Origin of the sequence: Streptomyces javensis, from assembly GCF_039525925.1 — a bacterium.
Lineage (GTDB): Bacteria > Actinomycetota > Actinomycetes > Streptomycetales > Streptomycetaceae > Streptomyces > Streptomyces asiaticus.
In genome coordinates this window covers 117,828-132,069 of record NZ_BAAAIF010000021.1, presented here as the reverse complement: position 1 = coordinate 132,069, position 14,242 = coordinate 117,828, and the positions used below count along the sequence as shown (strand labels likewise).

Genomic DNA, 14,242 nt, shown 5'->3' with positions numbered 1-14,242 from the left:
CCCCGCCGCCCGCCCGGAGGCCCGAGCGCGGTGACGCGCCGGCGGAGCGCCCGGGCGGGCCCGCCACGCCCCCGCCGGGCGGCTTCAAGGACCTCGCGCTCAGGACGCCCCTGCCCAAGGCCGTACTGCCCGAGGCCCTGCCGCCGCAGGCCCAGGGCCGGCCCGTCACGTCGGACACGCCCGGGACGCGTGCCGACGGCTCCAGGCCCGCGGACGGGTCCCGGAGCGGCTCCGGAGAGCGTGTGGGGCCCGCCCCCGGCCCTGCTCCCGACCCCCGGGGCCCCGGGGCCGACCGGGGGTCGAAGGACGGGCTGAGCGGCCGCCAGCGGCTGGTGAAGGGCGTATGGCCGCCGCGGCTCACCCGTGCCCAGCTGATCGTCGCCCTGCTGCTCTTCGGCCTCGGCCTGGGCCTCGCCATCCAGGTGCGCTCGACCAACGAGAACAGCGTGCTGCGCGGCGCCCGGCAGGAGGACCTGGTCCGGATCCTCGACGAGCTGGACTCGCGCACCCAGCGGCTCCAGGACGAGAAGCGCCGCCTCGAGAACCAGCGCACCGAGCTGGAGAACAGCTCGGACCAGGCCGAGGAGGCCCGGAAGCAGACGCTTCAGAAGGAGCAGCAGCTGGGCGTGCTCGCGGGTACGGTGGCAGCACAGGGTCCTGGTATCACGATCACCATCGACGACTCCCGGGGCTCCGTGGAGTCGGACATGCTGCTCGACACGGTCCAGGAGCTGCGCGCGGCGGGCGCCGAGGCGATCCAGATCGGCAAGGTGCGGGTGGTCGCCGGCACCTACTTCTCGGACAGCGGTGGCGCGATCCGGATCGATGGACGGAAAGTGACGCGACCGTATGTTGTGAAGGTGATCGGCAAGCCGGAGGATCTGGAGCCGGCCCTGAACATCCCGGGCGGGGTGGTGCAGAGTCTGGAGAAGGAGCAGGCCACTGTGTCCGTGCAGCGGGAGAAGAAGATCGTTGTGGATGCCTTGCGATCGGCGAAGCGCCCTGACTACGCTCGGTCGTCATCACGGTGAGGCGGTTCGAAATGAGGGTCTCTCGGGGAGACCATGTGGACGCGGGGGGTCAACGCACCGGAAGATCCGCGCGTGATGGAAACTGTCTGGTGGTCACGGACGTTGTGAGGGTGTCCGGACCGTCTGGTGTGTGCATCGAGGGTTTGTCCTGCCCCACGGGCGGGTCTGTTTCAGTCAAGGGGAATCGCCCGTGAAGTTGTTCGGGAAGTTGTTCGGTAAGAGTGCCCGCCAGGATGGCGGCAGCAGCACCGCTCGCCACCGCGCCTCGCGTGCCGCGGAGGAGAGCGGAGGGGGAACCGAGGAGCGCCCGCTCTTCCGTGACCAGGTCGGCGGGCAGGGCGCGTCTGTTGACCCCTCCGCGACCGGGCCCATAGGTTTCGAGGACCCATCGGCCTCTCACAGTGGTGGAGGGTTCGGCTTGCCGGTCTGTCAGCGGTGTGGCCACCGGAACGCGGAGGCCAGCCGGTTCTGCTCCAATTGCGGCGCCCCGCTGCGGGGCGGCGCGCCCTCCGAGCGTGCCTCGGAGACCACCTCCACCATTTCGATCTCGGGTCTCGAGGCGTACGACTCCGAGGTGACCGGGCAGACGCCGCTGCCGTCGCTCAGCCCGGAGGCGCAGGCCGCCGTCGAGGCGCTGCCCCTGGGGTCGGCCCTGCTGGTGGTCCGCCGCGGGCCGAATTCCGGCAGCCGCTTCCTGCTGGACAGTGATGTCACCACGGCGGGCCGTCACCCGCAGAGTGACATCTTCCTGGACGATGTGACGGTCTCCCGCCGCCATGTGGAGTTCCGGCGCGGCCAGGACGGCAGCTTCACCGTCTCGGACGTCGGCAGCCTCAACGGGACGTATGTCAACCGGGAGCAGATCGACGCGCCGGTGGTCCTGACCAGTGGGGACGAGGTGCAGATCGGTAAGTACCGGCTGGTCTTCTACCCGAGCCAGCGGGGCGTCGGCATCTGACCCGTCAGGGGAGGTCCATGCTTCAGACACCGTCGGGCGGTGCCGATACCGGCACCGCCCCCACGGGCAGCCGGTCGATGAGCATCGGCACCGTGCTGAATCTGTTGCGGGACGAGTTCCCCGAGGTCACCATCTCCAAGATCCGCTTCTTGGAGTCGGAGGGGCTGGTGGAGCCGCGGCGGACGCCGTCCGGCTACCGCAAATTCAGCCAGCGGGATGTGGAGCGGCTCGGCCATATCCTCCGGATGCAGCGTGACCACTACCTGCCGCTCAAGGTCATCCGGGAGCATCTGGACGCCCTGGAGCGGGGGGAGCCGTTGCAGCTTCCTGCCGTTTCGCAGGGAGCGCAGCAGCCCGGGCCGCTCGACGGCAGCCCCCGCACGGCCCCGGACGGCCTCACGGCCGCCCGGGTCGGCCGGGCCGAGCTGCTGGCAACGGTCGAGGTCAGCGAGGCGGAGCTGGCCGAATGGGAGTCGTACGGGCTGCTCGCGCCGACCGCGGACGGCGGATACGACATCGAGGCGGTGACCGTCGCCCGGCTCATCGCCGAACTCGGTCGTTTCGGCCTGGAACCACGTCATCTGCGAATCATGAAAGCCTCCGCCGAGCGCGAGGCCGGAATGGTCGAGCAGGTGGTCGCCCCCCTGCGGTTGCATAGAAACCCGCAGACCAGAGCGCATGCGGAGGCCAGTGTGCGGGAGCTCGCCACGCTCTCCGTACAGCTGCACGCGGCCCTGGTGCGGTCGGCTCTGAGGGTCCAGGAGCGGTGACCGACCGGGCCCCGACTATCCAAACCGGCCGGGCACGTCCTAGGGTTGCTGTGTGAACGAGCTCGACGTCGTGGGTGTCCGGGTGGAAATGCCCTCCAACCAACCGATCGTGCTCCTGCGTGAAGTGGGAGGCGACCGCTACCTCCCCATCTGGATCGGACCAGGTGAGGCGACCGCGATCGCCTTCGCTCAGCAGGGCATGGCTCCGGCGCGCCCGCTGACCCATGACCTTTTCAAAGACGTACTCGAAGCCGTCGGCCAGCAGCTCACGGAGGTCCGGATCACGGATCTGCGCGAGGGGGTCTTCTACGCGGAGCTGGTCTTCGCCAGCGGCGTGGAGGTCAGCGCCCGGCCGTCCGACGCCATAGCGCTCGCGCTGCGCACCGGAACGCCGATCTACGGCAGTGACGGAGTGCTGGACGATGCCGGTATCGCGATCCCGGACGAGCAGGAGGACGAGGTGGAGAAGTTCCGCGAGTTCCTCGACCAGATCTCGCCAGAGGACTTCGGAACCAGCAGCCAGTGAACCGTAAGCCGGTCCTCGCTCGCGCATTCGAGTAGCCTTTCCCGGACGAGGGACACGGGAAACCACCCTTAGGGTGATTATCACTCGGCGTGCCGAGTGTGGCGATCGTTGACGCACCCCGGGTGACTGCCTACCTTCAAGATGGCAGGTCGAGGACGGAGGTCGGCGTGAGAAGCAGCGGCGACGGCACGGCGGCCGGAGGTCCGTACGCGCTCCAGGGGAGCGCATCGGCCGATCCGGCATTGAAGGCTCGGGTCGCGGCACAGGCCGCGCCGCCGCGTGAGCCCGCCGCGGGGGGTACGGAGCGGATCGGATACCGCGGACCCACCGCGTGTGCGGCCGCGGGGATCACCTACCGCCAGCTGGATTACTGGGCCCGCACCGGGCTGGTGGAGCCGAGCGTCCGGCCGGCGTACGGCTCGGGCAGCCAGCGGCTCTACAGCTTCCGGGACGTGGTCGTCCTCAAGATCGTGAAGCGGCTGCTGGACACCGGCGTGTCCCTCCAGAACATCCGGGCGGCGGTGACCCACCTCCGTGCCCGGGAGCTCGACGATCTGGCCCAGATGACGCTGATGAGCGACGGCGCGACCGTCTACGAGTGCACCTCGCCCGACGAGGTCGTGGACCTCCTCCAGGGCGGCCAGGGCGTCTTCGGGATCGCCGTGGGCGTTGTCTGGCGGGATGTGGAGAGCGCGCTGTCCCAGCTGCACGGCGAGCGGGTGGACACCGGCGAGACGCTGGTCCGGCACAACCCGACCGACGAGCTCGCGGCGCGCCGGAACCGGGCCGGTTAGAAACCTTCGGCTGAGCGCCCCGGGGCGACCTGACCGCCGCCCCCGGGCCCGCCCCCGGCCGTTGTGCCGCCCCATTGTCAGTGGTGTGCGGCAGCATCGGAGGTGTGAGGGGTGCGCCGACGATTCTCCATCTGGACATGGACGCCTTCTACGCCTCGGCGGAGCAGGCGGCCAAGCCCAGCCTGCGCGGAAAGCCGGTGATCGTGGGGGGTCTGGGGCCGCGCGGCGTGGTGGCCACGGCCTCCTACGAGGCCCGGGTCTTCGGGGTGCACTCGGCCATGGCGATGGCCCAGGCCCGCCGCCTGTGTCCGAACGCGGCGTTCCTCATCCCCCGCTTCACGCTCTACCGCAAGGTGAGCGACGCGGTCATGACCCTGCTGCACACCCTGTCGCCCCTGGTGGAGCCGCTGAGCCTGGACGAGGCGTTCGTCGATCTGGAGGCGGGCGGCACCGAGCCCACCATCGAGGCGGCGCGCGCCGTGGCGGAGCGGCTGCGGGCCGACATCAAGGCGGTCACCGGGCTGACCGGCTCGGTGGGGCTCGCCGGCTCCAAGATGCTCGCCAAGATCGGCTCGGAGCAGGCCAAGCCGGACGGTCTGGTGGTCATCGAGCCAGGGACGGAGCGCGAACTGCTCGGCCCGATGTCGGTGCGGACACTCCCGGGCGTCGGCCCCGCCACGGCGGAGACGCTGCGCCGGGCCGGGATCCACACCGTGGCCGAGACGCGGGAGGCGGGCGAGGCGGAGCTGGTGCGGCTGCTGGGCCGGGCCCACGGCGCATCGCTGTTCCTGATGGCCGAGGGCCGGGACGAGCGGCCCGTCGTCGCCGAGCGGGACGCCAAGTCCATCTCGGTCGAGGACACCTTCGACGTCGACCTCACCGACCGCACCCGGGTGCAGCTGGAGATCGCGCGGCTCGCCGACCGCTGTGTGCGGCGGCTGCGCGAGGCGGGCCGCTCGGGGCGGACGGTCGTGATCAAGGTGCGGCGGTACGACTTCTCCACACTCACCCGTTCGGAGACCCTGCGCGGGCCGACCGACGACCCGGCGGTGGTGCGGGAGGCCGCGGCGCGGCTGATCGACGGGGTGGAGACCACGGCGGGTGTGCGGCTGCTGGGGGTCGGCGTCAGCGGTCTGGCGGACTTCACGCAGGAGGATCTCTTCGCGCAGGCCGCGCAGGCCGCGCAGGCCGCCCAAGCAGCGGAACCGGGTCAGGCCGCCCAAGCCGCTCATGAGGCCGTGGGGGACGCCGGGCGCCCGCCGGGGCCGGAGAGACCAGAACCCGTGGGAGAGGGCGCGGGAGAGGCTTCTGAGGACGTTGAGAAGCCGCGGCGCTGGCTCCCGGGCTCCGATGTACGGCACGCCGAGTACGGGGCGGGCTGGGTGCAGGGGAGCGGGGTGGGCCGGGTGACCGTGCGCTTCGAGGAGCCGTGGTCGCCACCGGGCCGGATACGGACGTTCCCCGTGGACGACCCGGCGCTACAGCCCGCCGACCCGCTGCCGCTGCTGCGCCCGAACGCGGAGGTGGAGCCGGACGCGGAAGCGGAGCCGGAAGCGGAAGAAGCCGCGGGCCAGGACGGGGGTCAGCCCGTGACGTCCAGGCCGTAGTGGTGGTAGAGCTGGAGTTCCTGCTCGGGGGAGAGATGGCGGCCCACTCCGAAGTCCGGGGCGTCCTTGATCAGGGACCGGTCGTACGGCACCCGCAGGGTGTCGCCGACGACCTCGCTCGGTTCGAGCGGCACGAAGACGTCCCGGCTGAACAGTCCGGTGCGCACCGCCGCCCATTCGGGCTCGCCGGTCGCGTCGTCGAGATAGACCTCGTCCACGGTGCCGATCTTGGCGCCCTCGCGGTCGAATGCCTTGCGGCCGATCAGGGTCCGCGGGTCGATATCGGTCTGCACGCTCTCTCCCACAGGTGGCAAACAGATGAACAAGCGGTTAGCAAGTGCCCATTGCTACCTACAAAAAGCCACATCGCCGCACTCGGCCACTCGAACGCCCGCGACCGTCCCCCCTGGCAGAACCGCTGGTACGCTGACTGTGGCTGTAGACCCCGTGCGGGAGAGTCCTCCGCCGACGCTGTCGGAGGCGCCGAAGGAGCAAACCCTCCCCGGAATCTCTCAGGCACACGTACCGTGCGGGTGAGGTCACTCTGGAAAGCAGGGTGGGCCACGGGCGAGCAGCGTTCCGGAACCCCTCCTCACCGACGGTGAAAACCGGTCAGGCGGTATGTGGGCCGGTGAAGCTCTCAGGTTGAGATGACAGAGGGGGAGGCCGTCCGGGCACCCGAGCCGCGGTGCCCCTCGAAGGTCGTCACAGACCAGGAGGCCCCCGCAGATGACCGCCAATCGCATCGCACTCTCCGACTTGGAATCCGGTACTCCGTTCGAGCGGCGCCACATCGGCCCGGACGGCGAGGCACAGGCCAAGATGCTCGCCCAGGTCGGCTTCGGCTCGCTGGACGAGCTCACCGAGGCCGCCGTACCGGACGTCATCAAGAGCACCGAGGCGCTGGACGCCCTGCCGCCGGCCCGCAGTGAGCCGGAGGTCCTCGCCGAGCTGCGCGCGCTCGCCGACCGCAACCAGGCGCTGCCGTCGATGATCGGTCTCGGCTACTACGGCACCCACACCCCGCCGGTGATCCTGCGCAATGTGCTGGAGAACCCCGCCTGGTACACCGCGTACACGCCCTACCAACCGGAGATCTCCCAGGGCCGGCTCGAGGCGCTGCTGAACTTCCAGACCGTCGTCGCCGATCTGACCGGGCTGCCCACGGCCGGGTCCTCGCTGCTGGACGAGGCCACCGCGGCCGCCGAGGCGATGGCGCTGTCGCGGCGCGTCGGCAAGGTCAAGGAAGGCGTCTTCCTGATCGACGCCGACTGTCTGCCGCAGACCATCGCGGTCATACGGACCCGCGCCGAGCCCACCGGTGTCGAGGTCGTCGTCGCCGACCTGGCCGAGGGCATCCCGGACGAGATCGCCGAGCGCGGGGTCTTCGGCGTGCTGCTCCAGTACCCGGGCGCCTCCGGTGTGGTGCGCGATCCGCGCCCGGTCATCGAGCGCGCCCATGAGCTGGGCGCCGTCGTCACCGTCGCCGCCGATCTGCTCGCGCTCACCCTGCTCACCTCGCCCGGTGAGCTGGGCGCGGACATCGCGGTGGGCAGCAGCCAGCGGTTCGGCGTCCCGATGGGCTTCGGCGGTCCGCACGCCGGTTTCATGGCGGTGCGCGACGCCTACGCCCGCAACCTGCCCGGCCGTCTGGTCGGGGTCTCCGTGGACGCCGACGGCGACAAGGCGTACCGGCTGGCGTTGCAGACCCGTGAGCAGCACATCCGCCGGGAGAAGGCCACCAGCAACATCTGCACCGCTCAGGTGCTGCTGGCCGTGATGGCCGGGATGTACGCCGTCTACCACGGCCCGGACGGGCTCGCGGCGATCGCCCGCCGCACCCACCGCTACGCCTCCGTGCTCGCCGAGGGGCTGCGGGCCGGTGGGGTCGAGGTGGAGCACGGCACGTTCTTCGACACCCTCACCGCGCGGGTGCCGGGCCGGGCCGCCGAGGTCGTCGCCGCGGCCCGCGAGGCCGGGGTCAACCTCCGGCTGACCGACGCCGACCACGTCGGCATCGCCTGCGACGAGACCACCGGCCGCGCGCAGCTCGCCGCCGTATGGTCCGCCTTCGGGGTGGACGGCGGCAACGGTGACGCCTCCGGGATCCCGGGGATCGAGGAGCTGGACGCCTCGGCGCCGGACGCGCTGCCCGCGGCCCTGCTGCGCCAGGACGGCTATCTGTCGCACCCGGTCTTCCACCAGTACCGTTCCGAGACCGCGATGCTGCGCTATCTGCGCCGCCTGGCCGACCGGGACTACGCCCTGGACCGGGGCATGATCCCGCTGGGCTCGTGCACCATGAAGCTCAACGCGACCACCGAGATGGAGCCGGTCACCTGGCCGGAGTTCGGCGCGCTGCACCCCTTCGCACCCGCCGAGCAGGCCCAGGGCTATCTGACCCTGATCCGTGAGCTGGAGGAGCGGCTGGCCGAGGTCACCGGCTATGACAAGGTCTCGTTGCAGCCGAACGCCGGGTCCCAGGGCGAGCTCGCCGGACTGCTGGCGGTGCGCGCCTACCACCGGGCCAACGGGGACACCCAGCGCACCGTCTGCCTGATCCCGTCCTCCGCGCACGGCACCAACGCCGCCAGCGCCGTGATGGCCGGTATGAAGGTCGTCGTGGTCAAGACCGGCCAGGACGGCGAGGTGGACACCGACGACCTGCGCGCCAAGATCGAGCAGTACGGCGACCAGCTGGCCGTCCTGATGGTCACCTACCCCTCCACCCACGGGGTGTTCGAGGAGCACATCACCGAGATCTGCGCGACCGTGCACGACGCGGGTGGCCAGGTCTACGTGGACGGCGCCAACCTCAACGCGCTGGTCGGGCTCGCCGAGCCGGGCCGGTTCGGCGGCGATGTCTCGCACCTGAACCTGCACAAGACCTTCTGCATCCCGCACGGCGGCGGCGGCCCCGGCGTCGGCCCGATCGCGGTGCGCGAGCATCTGGCGCCCTACCTCCCCAACCATCCGCTTCAGCCCGCCGCCGGACCGGCCACCGGCGTCGGCCCGGTCTCGGCCGCGCCGTGGGGCTCCGCGGGGATCCTGCCGATCTCCTGGGCGTACATCCGGCTGATGGGCGCCGAGGGGCTGCGCCGCGCGACCCAGGTCGCGGTGCTCGGCGCCAACTACGTCGCCAAGCGCCTCGAGCCGCACTACCCGGTGCTCTACACCGGCCCCGGCGGCCTGGTGGCCCATGAGTGCATCGTGGATCTGCGTCCGCTGACGAAGGCCACCGGCGTGACCGTGGACGATGTGGCCAAGCGCCTGATCGACTACGGCTTCCACGCGCCGACGATGTCGTTCCCGGTCGCCGGGACGCTGATGATCGAGCCGACCGAGAGCGAGGATCTGGCGGAGCTGGACCGGTTCTGCCAGGCGATGATCGCCATCCGGACCGAGATCGAGAAGGTCGGCTCCGGCGAGTGGACCAAGGAGGACAACCCGCTCCGGAACGCTCCGCACACGGCGGCGTCGCTGACCGGGGAGTGGGACCACTCGTACTCCCGGGAGGAAGCGGTCTTCCCGGCCGGGGTCTCGGCGGCCGACAAGTACTGGCCGCCGGTGCGGCGGATCGACGGGGCCTACGGGGACCGTAACCTCGTCTGCTCCTGCCCGCCGCTGGAGTCCTACGAGGGCTGAGAGGCCTCAGCCCGACGATGCGTCAACGGGGCCGGTTCGGCGGATGCGCCGGGCCGGCCCCTGGTATGTACGTGCCGTCGACGGCGGTGGTCAGGCCGCGGTGACGACGTGCTCGGAACCCAGCGGTCGGCACGGTGCGATCACGCGCCCGTCCGGCAGCAGCTCACCGGTGTCCTCGAAGAGCAGGACGCCGTTGCACAGCAGGCTCCATCCCTGCTCCGGGTGGTGCGCCACCAGATGGGCGGCCTCCCGGTCGGCGGAGTCGGCTGACGGGCAAGGTGGTTGATGCTGGCACATGACAGGGTTCTTTCGCTGCGGAGTGGTGAAGGTCCTGCGGCTCGCCGCGGCGTCCATGGCCGCCCCCCGTGGTTGAGTCGGTCGATTGCTCCAGTGTTGCCCTACGGCCTGGAATCCGCAGGGATTTCGCGGTACCGGTCTCGCTAGATAATGACGCATCACCCGTCCGGACGGTTCATCGCGGCCGGACTGTTACGAGGATGCTGCGGAGCGCCCCGTGACCCGGCGGTCACGGGGCGCTCCCGGCCTGATGAAGGCCCAGGTCAGGCGGGTGAGCCAAGCAAGGGGACGCGGGTCAGCCGGTGGGTGAGTACGGGCAGCAGATCGGTTGCCCGGTGCGCCCGGTGCGCCGCGATACCGGGCGGGGCCGGGGCGAGCGGTACCAGCAGGTCCCCGGAGCCGAGGCCGCCTTCGGCGCCGTCCGCGGTCAGGTCGCCGTGCAGCCAGAGCGTGACCATGTAGAGCTCGGGGATGGACAGCAGCCGCGGCTGGTACGCCGAGGGCAGCGACTCGGCCTCGCCCAGGGCGAGTTCGGCCGAGCTGACATAGGGGCCCTCGGAGAAGTGCGAGAAGGCCCAGCCGTCGGCGGTGAGCATCGCCTCCGCGGCGGCCACCGTACGGTCGCCGTCGCGGATCAGGAATCGCCAGCCGGTGAGCCGGGTGCGCGGCGGGCCGTCGGAGGCGGTGATGTCGTCCAGGACATGGACGGGGAGCGGGAGTTCGGGTTCGAAGGGGCCGGTGAGCGTGGAGAGCACGGGGGTGCGGGCCTCGCGGACGGCGGTGGGGGAATCAAGGGCCGTGAGGACGCTGCGCAGGGCGGGCGCGGGGGCCTGGGGCACATGCAGCGGCATGGTGGGTCGCCTCTCGCTTTGAAGACACGGTGAAGCGATAGCGGGCCGGGTTTGGGCGGCGCTGTCGGTGGAACACGGGTCAGAGGGGAGCCGGAACAGACCGTTCGGGCGTTATCTCTCTGCCTCGTTAGCCGAGTTTATACGACAAGTGTTCCCGTTGTGTTTCGTCTAGCCGCTGCCGATATCGCCGACAAGAGGATATCCAGACCCCGGGAAGGCGGGGATTTTCCCCGATTCAGTGCCAGATGAACGGATATGACCTGGCATTTTGAGCCCCGCGCGGTAGGCTGGAACTCGCTGGTCCATTTCCCCGGCGCAATGCGCAGTTCCACAGAGCCTACCGGCTGGGTGGGGATCGCGGGGCGTTATCGATCACATTGGTGGGCATCATCGAGCGTGGTGTGCACACCGTTGGCGCCGATGATCCACTCGAGGAGGGACGCTTCGATGGGGGAGAAGCTCATAGCCGGTGAGTTCGACCCGTCCGGCCGGCGACGGCAGCGCGTCCGGTTGCGGCAGTGCCTCGACGGGCTGGGTCGGCTTCTGGCCGACAAGCGATTCGACCGCCCGAAGAATCTGATGGGGCTGGAGATCGAGCTGAATCTCGCCGGGGCCGACGGGCTGCCGAGGATGATGAACGCGGAGGTTCTGGAGCGCATCGGGAGTCATGATTTCCAGACCGAACTCGGGCAGTGCAATCTTGAAGTAAACATCGTGCCCCACCGTTTGCACGGACGCGTTCTCGATCAGCTCTCCGAAGAGCTCCGAACCGGTTTGTCATATGCCGATCGCAAGGCGCGAGAAGTGTCCTCCGAGATCGTGATGATCGGAATTCTGCCCACCCTCGCCGCGGACGATCTGGGATCCACGAACCTCTCCTATGACGACCGTTACAAACTTCTCAATGAGCAGATGCTGGCCGCCCGCGGCGAGGATTTCCTCATCGACATCGAGGGCCGGGAGCGATTCACCTACGCCAGCTCGTCCATCGCCCCCGAGGCGGCCTGCACCTCCGTCCAGCTCCATCTCCAGGTCACCCCGGGCCGCTTCGCGGACGCGTGGAACGCCGCGCAGGCCGCGGCCGCCGTACAGATCGCGGTGGGCGCCAACTCCCCCTTCGTCTTCGGCCACGAGGTGTGGCGCGAATCCCGGCCGCCGCTGTTCCTCCAGGCCACCGATGTGCGCCCGCCGGAGATCGCCGCCCAGGGGGCCCGCCCGCGCACCTGGTTCGGCGAGCGCTGGATCGACTCCGCGTACGAGCTGTTCGAGGAGAACCTGCGCTACTTCCCGCCGCTGCTCTCCACCGGCGAGGACGAGGACCCGCTGCGGGCGCTGGACGAGGGCGGGGTGCCCGAGCTCCAGGAGCTGGCGCTGCACAACGGCACGATCTACCGCTGGAACCGGCCCGTCTACGACGTCGTGGACGGTGTGCCGCATCTGCGCGTGGAGAACCGCGTGCTCCCGGCCGGGCCCACCGTCACCGATGTCATCGCCAACGCCGCCTTCTACTACGGGCTGGTCAGGGCGCTCGCCGAGGAGTCCCGCCCGGTGTGGACCCGGCTGCCGTTCGCGGCCGCCGCGGCCAACTTCGAGGCGGCCTGCCGCCATGGCATCGACGCGGTCCTCCAGTGGCCCAAATCCGGCCGTTCGGCGTCCCTGACCCGCACCTCCGCCGTCCGGCTGGTCCGCGAGGAGCTGTTGCCGCTCGCCGCGTCCGGCCTGGACTCCTGGGGCGTGGAGCCCGCCGACCGCGACCGCTATCTCGGCGTGATCGAGGAGCGCTGCAAGCTGGGGGTCAACGGCGCTTCCTGGCAGGCGGCCACCTACCACCGGGCGCTGGGCGGCGGACTGGACCGGGACGCCGCCCTCGCGGCCATGACCCGCCGGTACTGCGCCCTGATGCGGACCGACGCACCGGTGCACACCTGGCCCACCGATCTCTCCGGGTGACGCCCCCACCGTGGACCATGACCCCGTATTGTCCGGTGAACGGGGCGGGTGCACCGATGAGGCGGAGAGACGGAAGTGGGGACAGGAGTGCGGTCACAGGCGCGGGGCGCGGAGCTGCCCGTGGTCGAGGACGGGCTCTCGCGGCGGACGCTGCGCAATGAGACGCTGCTCGTGCTGGCGCTGTCCCTGGGCGCGAGCGGGCTGTCCGCGCTGATCAGCTTTATCGGCTCGGTGACCAAACCGGGCGGGCTGAAGGACCAGGCGGCCCATCTCAACTCCTCCGCGGCGCCGGGGCGGCCCTGGCTGGATCTCGCCTGGCAGCTGTTCGGCATCGCCACCGCGCTGGTACCGGTCGCGCTCGTCGCCCATCTGCTGCTGCGCGAGGGCGCCGGGCTGCGGGTGATCGGCTTCGACCGCGACCGGCCCCGGTTCGACCTGGCGTGGGGCGCCGCGATCGCGGCCGCGATCGGCGGCACCGGACTGCTGCTGTACCTCGGGGCGCGGGCGGCCGGGGGCAACCTCACGGTGGTCCCCGAATCGCTGCCCGACGTCTGGTGGAAGATCCCCGTACTGATCGCCTCCGCCGTGCAGAACGCGGTGCTGGAGGAGGTGATCGTGGTCGGCTATCTGCTGCGCAGGCTCGGGCAGTTGGGCTGGACCCCGATGGCCGCCCTGCTGGCCAGTTCGGTGCTGCGCGGCTCGTACCACCTCTACCAGGGGATCGGCGGCTTCTTCGGCAATATGGCGATGGGCGTGATCTTCGTGCTGCTCTACCGCCGCTGGGGGCGGGTCGGGCCACTGGTCGCGGCCCATTCGCTGATCGACATCGTGGCCTTCGTCGGATACGCCGTGCTGGCGGGCCGGGTGGACTGGCTGCCCACGGCCTGACCCGCCGTCCGGCGCCGTGTGACGGGCCTCAGCTGAGCAGCTCGCCGTCGATGACGGTGACGGCGCCGCCCGTCAGCAGCGTACGGTCGCCGCGCAGCGCGGTGCGGACCAGGCCGGTGCGCGCGGACGCCTGGAGCCCGGTCAGCTCGTCGCGGCCGAACCGGGCCGACCAGTAGGGCGCGAGCGCGGTATGCGCGCTGCCGGTGACCGGGTCCTCGTCGATGCCGACGCCCGGGGCGAACATCCGCGAGACGAAGTCATAGCCGCGCCCGGAGTCCTCGGCGGCCGCGGTCACGATGATGCCCCGGTGGCTGATCCGCTTGAGCGCGGCGAGGTCGGGGGCCAGGGCGCGCACGGTCTTCTCGTCGGCCACCTCGATCAGGAGGTCGTCGATGAACGGGCCGGCGTGATGGGCGGACACGATCTGGGTGCCGAGCGCCGCGCCGACCTCGGCCGTCTGCTCGGGCACCGGCAGCTCGGTCAGTGAGGCGGTGGGGAAGTCCAGTGTGATCGAGCCGCCGTCGTCGGCCGTCGCCGACAGCACCCCGCTGAGGGTGGCGAAGCGGACCGTGCCGGTCGCGGCCCCCGTGGCTTTGAGGACATGAGTGGTGGCGAGCGTGGCATGGCCGCACATGGGTGCCTCGGTGACCGGGGTGAACCAGCGCAGCGCCCAGTCGGCCTCCGCGGCCCGGGGGAGGGGGTGGGCGAAGGCGGTCTCGGCGAGGTTGACCTCGGCGGCGACCTGCTGGAGCCAGTGGTCGTCCGGGAAGGCGTCGGTGTCGAGGAGGACGACCCCGGCCGGGTTGCCGGCGAAGGGGCGGTCGGTGAACGCGTCGACGATTCGTATCCGCATAAGCCGACCGTAGGCGGCGGGCGGCGGGTGAGCCATGGCCAATTCCTCTGATGTGGCTTCTTTTGATGTGGG

General features: G+C 70.7%; 13 protein-coding genes and 2 riboswitches. Of the genes, 9 read left to right on the top strand and 4 right to left on the bottom strand.

Translation table 11 applies throughout. From position 1 onward, the window contains the following. The first annotated feature begins 137 nt into the window (after positions 1-137). The 6 genes from ABD329_RS20915 to ABD329_RS20890 all read left to right on the top strand — a co-directional run bounded on the left by ABD329_RS20915 (position 138) and on the right by ABD329_RS20890 (position 5,686). Complete coding sequence (locus tag ABD329_RS20915) at positions 138-1,031, top strand: DUF881 domain-containing protein (protein ID WP_425574360.1); 894 nt, start codon at positions 138-140, stop codon at positions 1,029-1,031. 130 nt (positions 1,032-1,161) lie between these two features. Next, entirely contained in the window at positions 1,162-1,989 is an 828-nt protein-coding gene (locus ABD329_RS20910; protein WP_425574359.1) for an FHA domain-containing protein, read from the top strand. 17 nt (positions 1,990-2,006) lie between these two features. Further along, positions 2,007-2,759, top strand: coding sequence for a transcriptional regulator FtsR (gene ftsR, locus ABD329_RS20905; protein ID WP_198281224.1), 753 nt, complete (start codon positions 2,007-2,009; stop codon positions 2,757-2,759). 52 nt (positions 2,760-2,811) lie between these two features. Further along, the gene (locus tag ABD329_RS20900) at positions 2,812-3,285 is read left to right on the top strand and encodes a bifunctional nuclease family protein (RefSeq protein ID WP_014058684.1); all 474 of its coding nucleotides are present in this window, start codon (positions 2,812-2,814) and stop codon (positions 3,283-3,285) included. Between the two features lie 167 nt (positions 3,286-3,452). After that, on the top strand, positions 3,453-4,079 hold the full coding sequence (locus ABD329_RS20895; RefSeq protein WP_198281225.1) for a MerR family transcriptional regulator: 627 nt from the start codon (positions 3,453-3,455) through the stop codon (positions 4,077-4,079). A 104-nt stretch (positions 4,080-4,183) separates the two neighbouring features. Then, positions 4,184-5,686, top strand: coding sequence for a DNA polymerase IV (locus ABD329_RS20890; RefSeq protein WP_344316738.1), 1,503 nt, complete (start codon positions 4,184-4,186; stop codon positions 5,684-5,686). Here the strand turns inward: ABD329_RS20890 and ABD329_RS20885 are convergent. Next, on the bottom strand, positions 5,662-5,979 hold the full coding sequence (locus ABD329_RS20885) for a PRC-barrel domain-containing protein (RefSeq protein ID WP_020873604.1): 318 nt from the start codon (positions 5,977-5,979) through the stop codon (positions 5,662-5,664). The genes ABD329_RS20890 and ABD329_RS20885 overlap by 25 nt on opposite strands. Positions 5,980-6,126: 147 nt before the next feature. Next, a riboswitch (glycine riboswitch) is annotated at positions 6,127-6,224 on the top strand. After that, positions 6,225-6,353: riboswitch (glycine riboswitch) on the top strand. Between the two features lie 62 nt (positions 6,354-6,415). Here ABD329_RS20885 and gcvP point away from each other — a divergent pair. Then, positions 6,416-9,331 (top strand): aminomethyl-transferring glycine dehydrogenase, encoded by a 2,916-nt coding sequence (gene gcvP / locus ABD329_RS20880; RefSeq protein WP_198281342.1) that lies wholly within the window; start codon positions 6,416-6,418, stop codon positions 9,329-9,331. Between the two features lie 90 nt (positions 9,332-9,421). Here gcvP and ABD329_RS20875 read toward each other — a convergent pair whose 3' ends face one another. Together ABD329_RS20875 and ABD329_RS20870 are read right to left on the bottom strand one after the other, a co-directional pair. Next, positions 9,422-9,628 carry a DUF5999 family protein gene (locus ABD329_RS20875; RefSeq protein WP_037964925.1) on the bottom strand — a complete coding sequence of 69 codons (207 nt, stop codon included), beginning with the start codon at positions 9,626-9,628 and terminating at the stop codon, positions 9,422-9,424. A gap of 263 nt (positions 9,629-9,891) precedes the next feature. After that, entirely contained in the window at positions 9,892-10,479 is a 588-nt protein-coding gene (locus ABD329_RS20870) for a hypothetical protein (RefSeq protein WP_344316737.1), read from the bottom strand. Between the two features lie 447 nt (positions 10,480-10,926). On the opposite strand from ABD329_RS20870, the gene ABD329_RS20865 reads away from it, so the two are divergent. After that, positions 10,927-12,429 carry a glutamate-cysteine ligase family protein gene (locus ABD329_RS20865; RefSeq protein ID WP_198281486.1) on the top strand — a complete coding sequence of 501 codons (1,503 nt, stop codon included), beginning with the start codon at positions 10,927-10,929 and terminating at the stop codon, positions 12,427-12,429. A 75-nt stretch (positions 12,430-12,504) separates the two neighbouring features. After that, positions 12,505-13,317: a CPBP family intramembrane glutamic endopeptidase gene (locus ABD329_RS20860; RefSeq protein ID WP_198281485.1), complete on the top strand. Its 813-nt coding sequence runs from the start codon at positions 12,505-12,507 to the stop codon at positions 13,315-13,317. Between the two features lie 28 nt (positions 13,318-13,345). Here the strand turns inward: ABD329_RS20860 and ABD329_RS20855 are convergent, their stop codons facing one another. After that, on the bottom strand, positions 13,346-14,170 hold the full coding sequence (locus ABD329_RS20855; RefSeq protein WP_198281484.1) for a PhzF family phenazine biosynthesis protein: 825 nt from the start codon (positions 14,168-14,170) through the stop codon (positions 13,346-13,348). Positions 14,171-14,242 lie beyond the last annotated feature (72 nt).

Excerpts from the sequence above, each read along its gene's own strand:
- ABD329_RS20855 (WP_198281484.1), bottom strand. The coding sequence starts at position 14,170 with ATGCGGATACGAATCGTCGACGCGTTCACCGACCGCCCCTTCGCCGGC.
- gcvP (WP_198281342.1), top strand. The coding sequence starts at position 6,416 with ATGACCGCCAATCGCATCGCACTCTCCGACTTGGAATCCGGTACTCCG.
- ABD329_RS20870 (WP_344316737.1), bottom strand. The coding sequence starts at position 10,479 with ATGCCGCTGCATGTGCCCCAGGCCCCCGCGCCCGCCCTGCGCAGCGTC.
- ABD329_RS20865 (WP_198281486.1), top strand. The coding sequence starts at position 10,927 with ATGGGGGAGAAGCTCATAGCCGGTGAGTTCGACCCGTCCGGCCGGCGA.
- ABD329_RS20875 (WP_037964925.1), bottom strand. The coding sequence starts at position 9,628 with ATGTGCCAGCATCAACCACCTTGCCCGTCAGCCGACTCCGCCGACCGG.
- ftsR (WP_198281224.1), top strand. The coding sequence starts at position 2,007 with ATGCTTCAGACACCGTCGGGCGGTGCCGATACCGGCACCGCCCCCACG.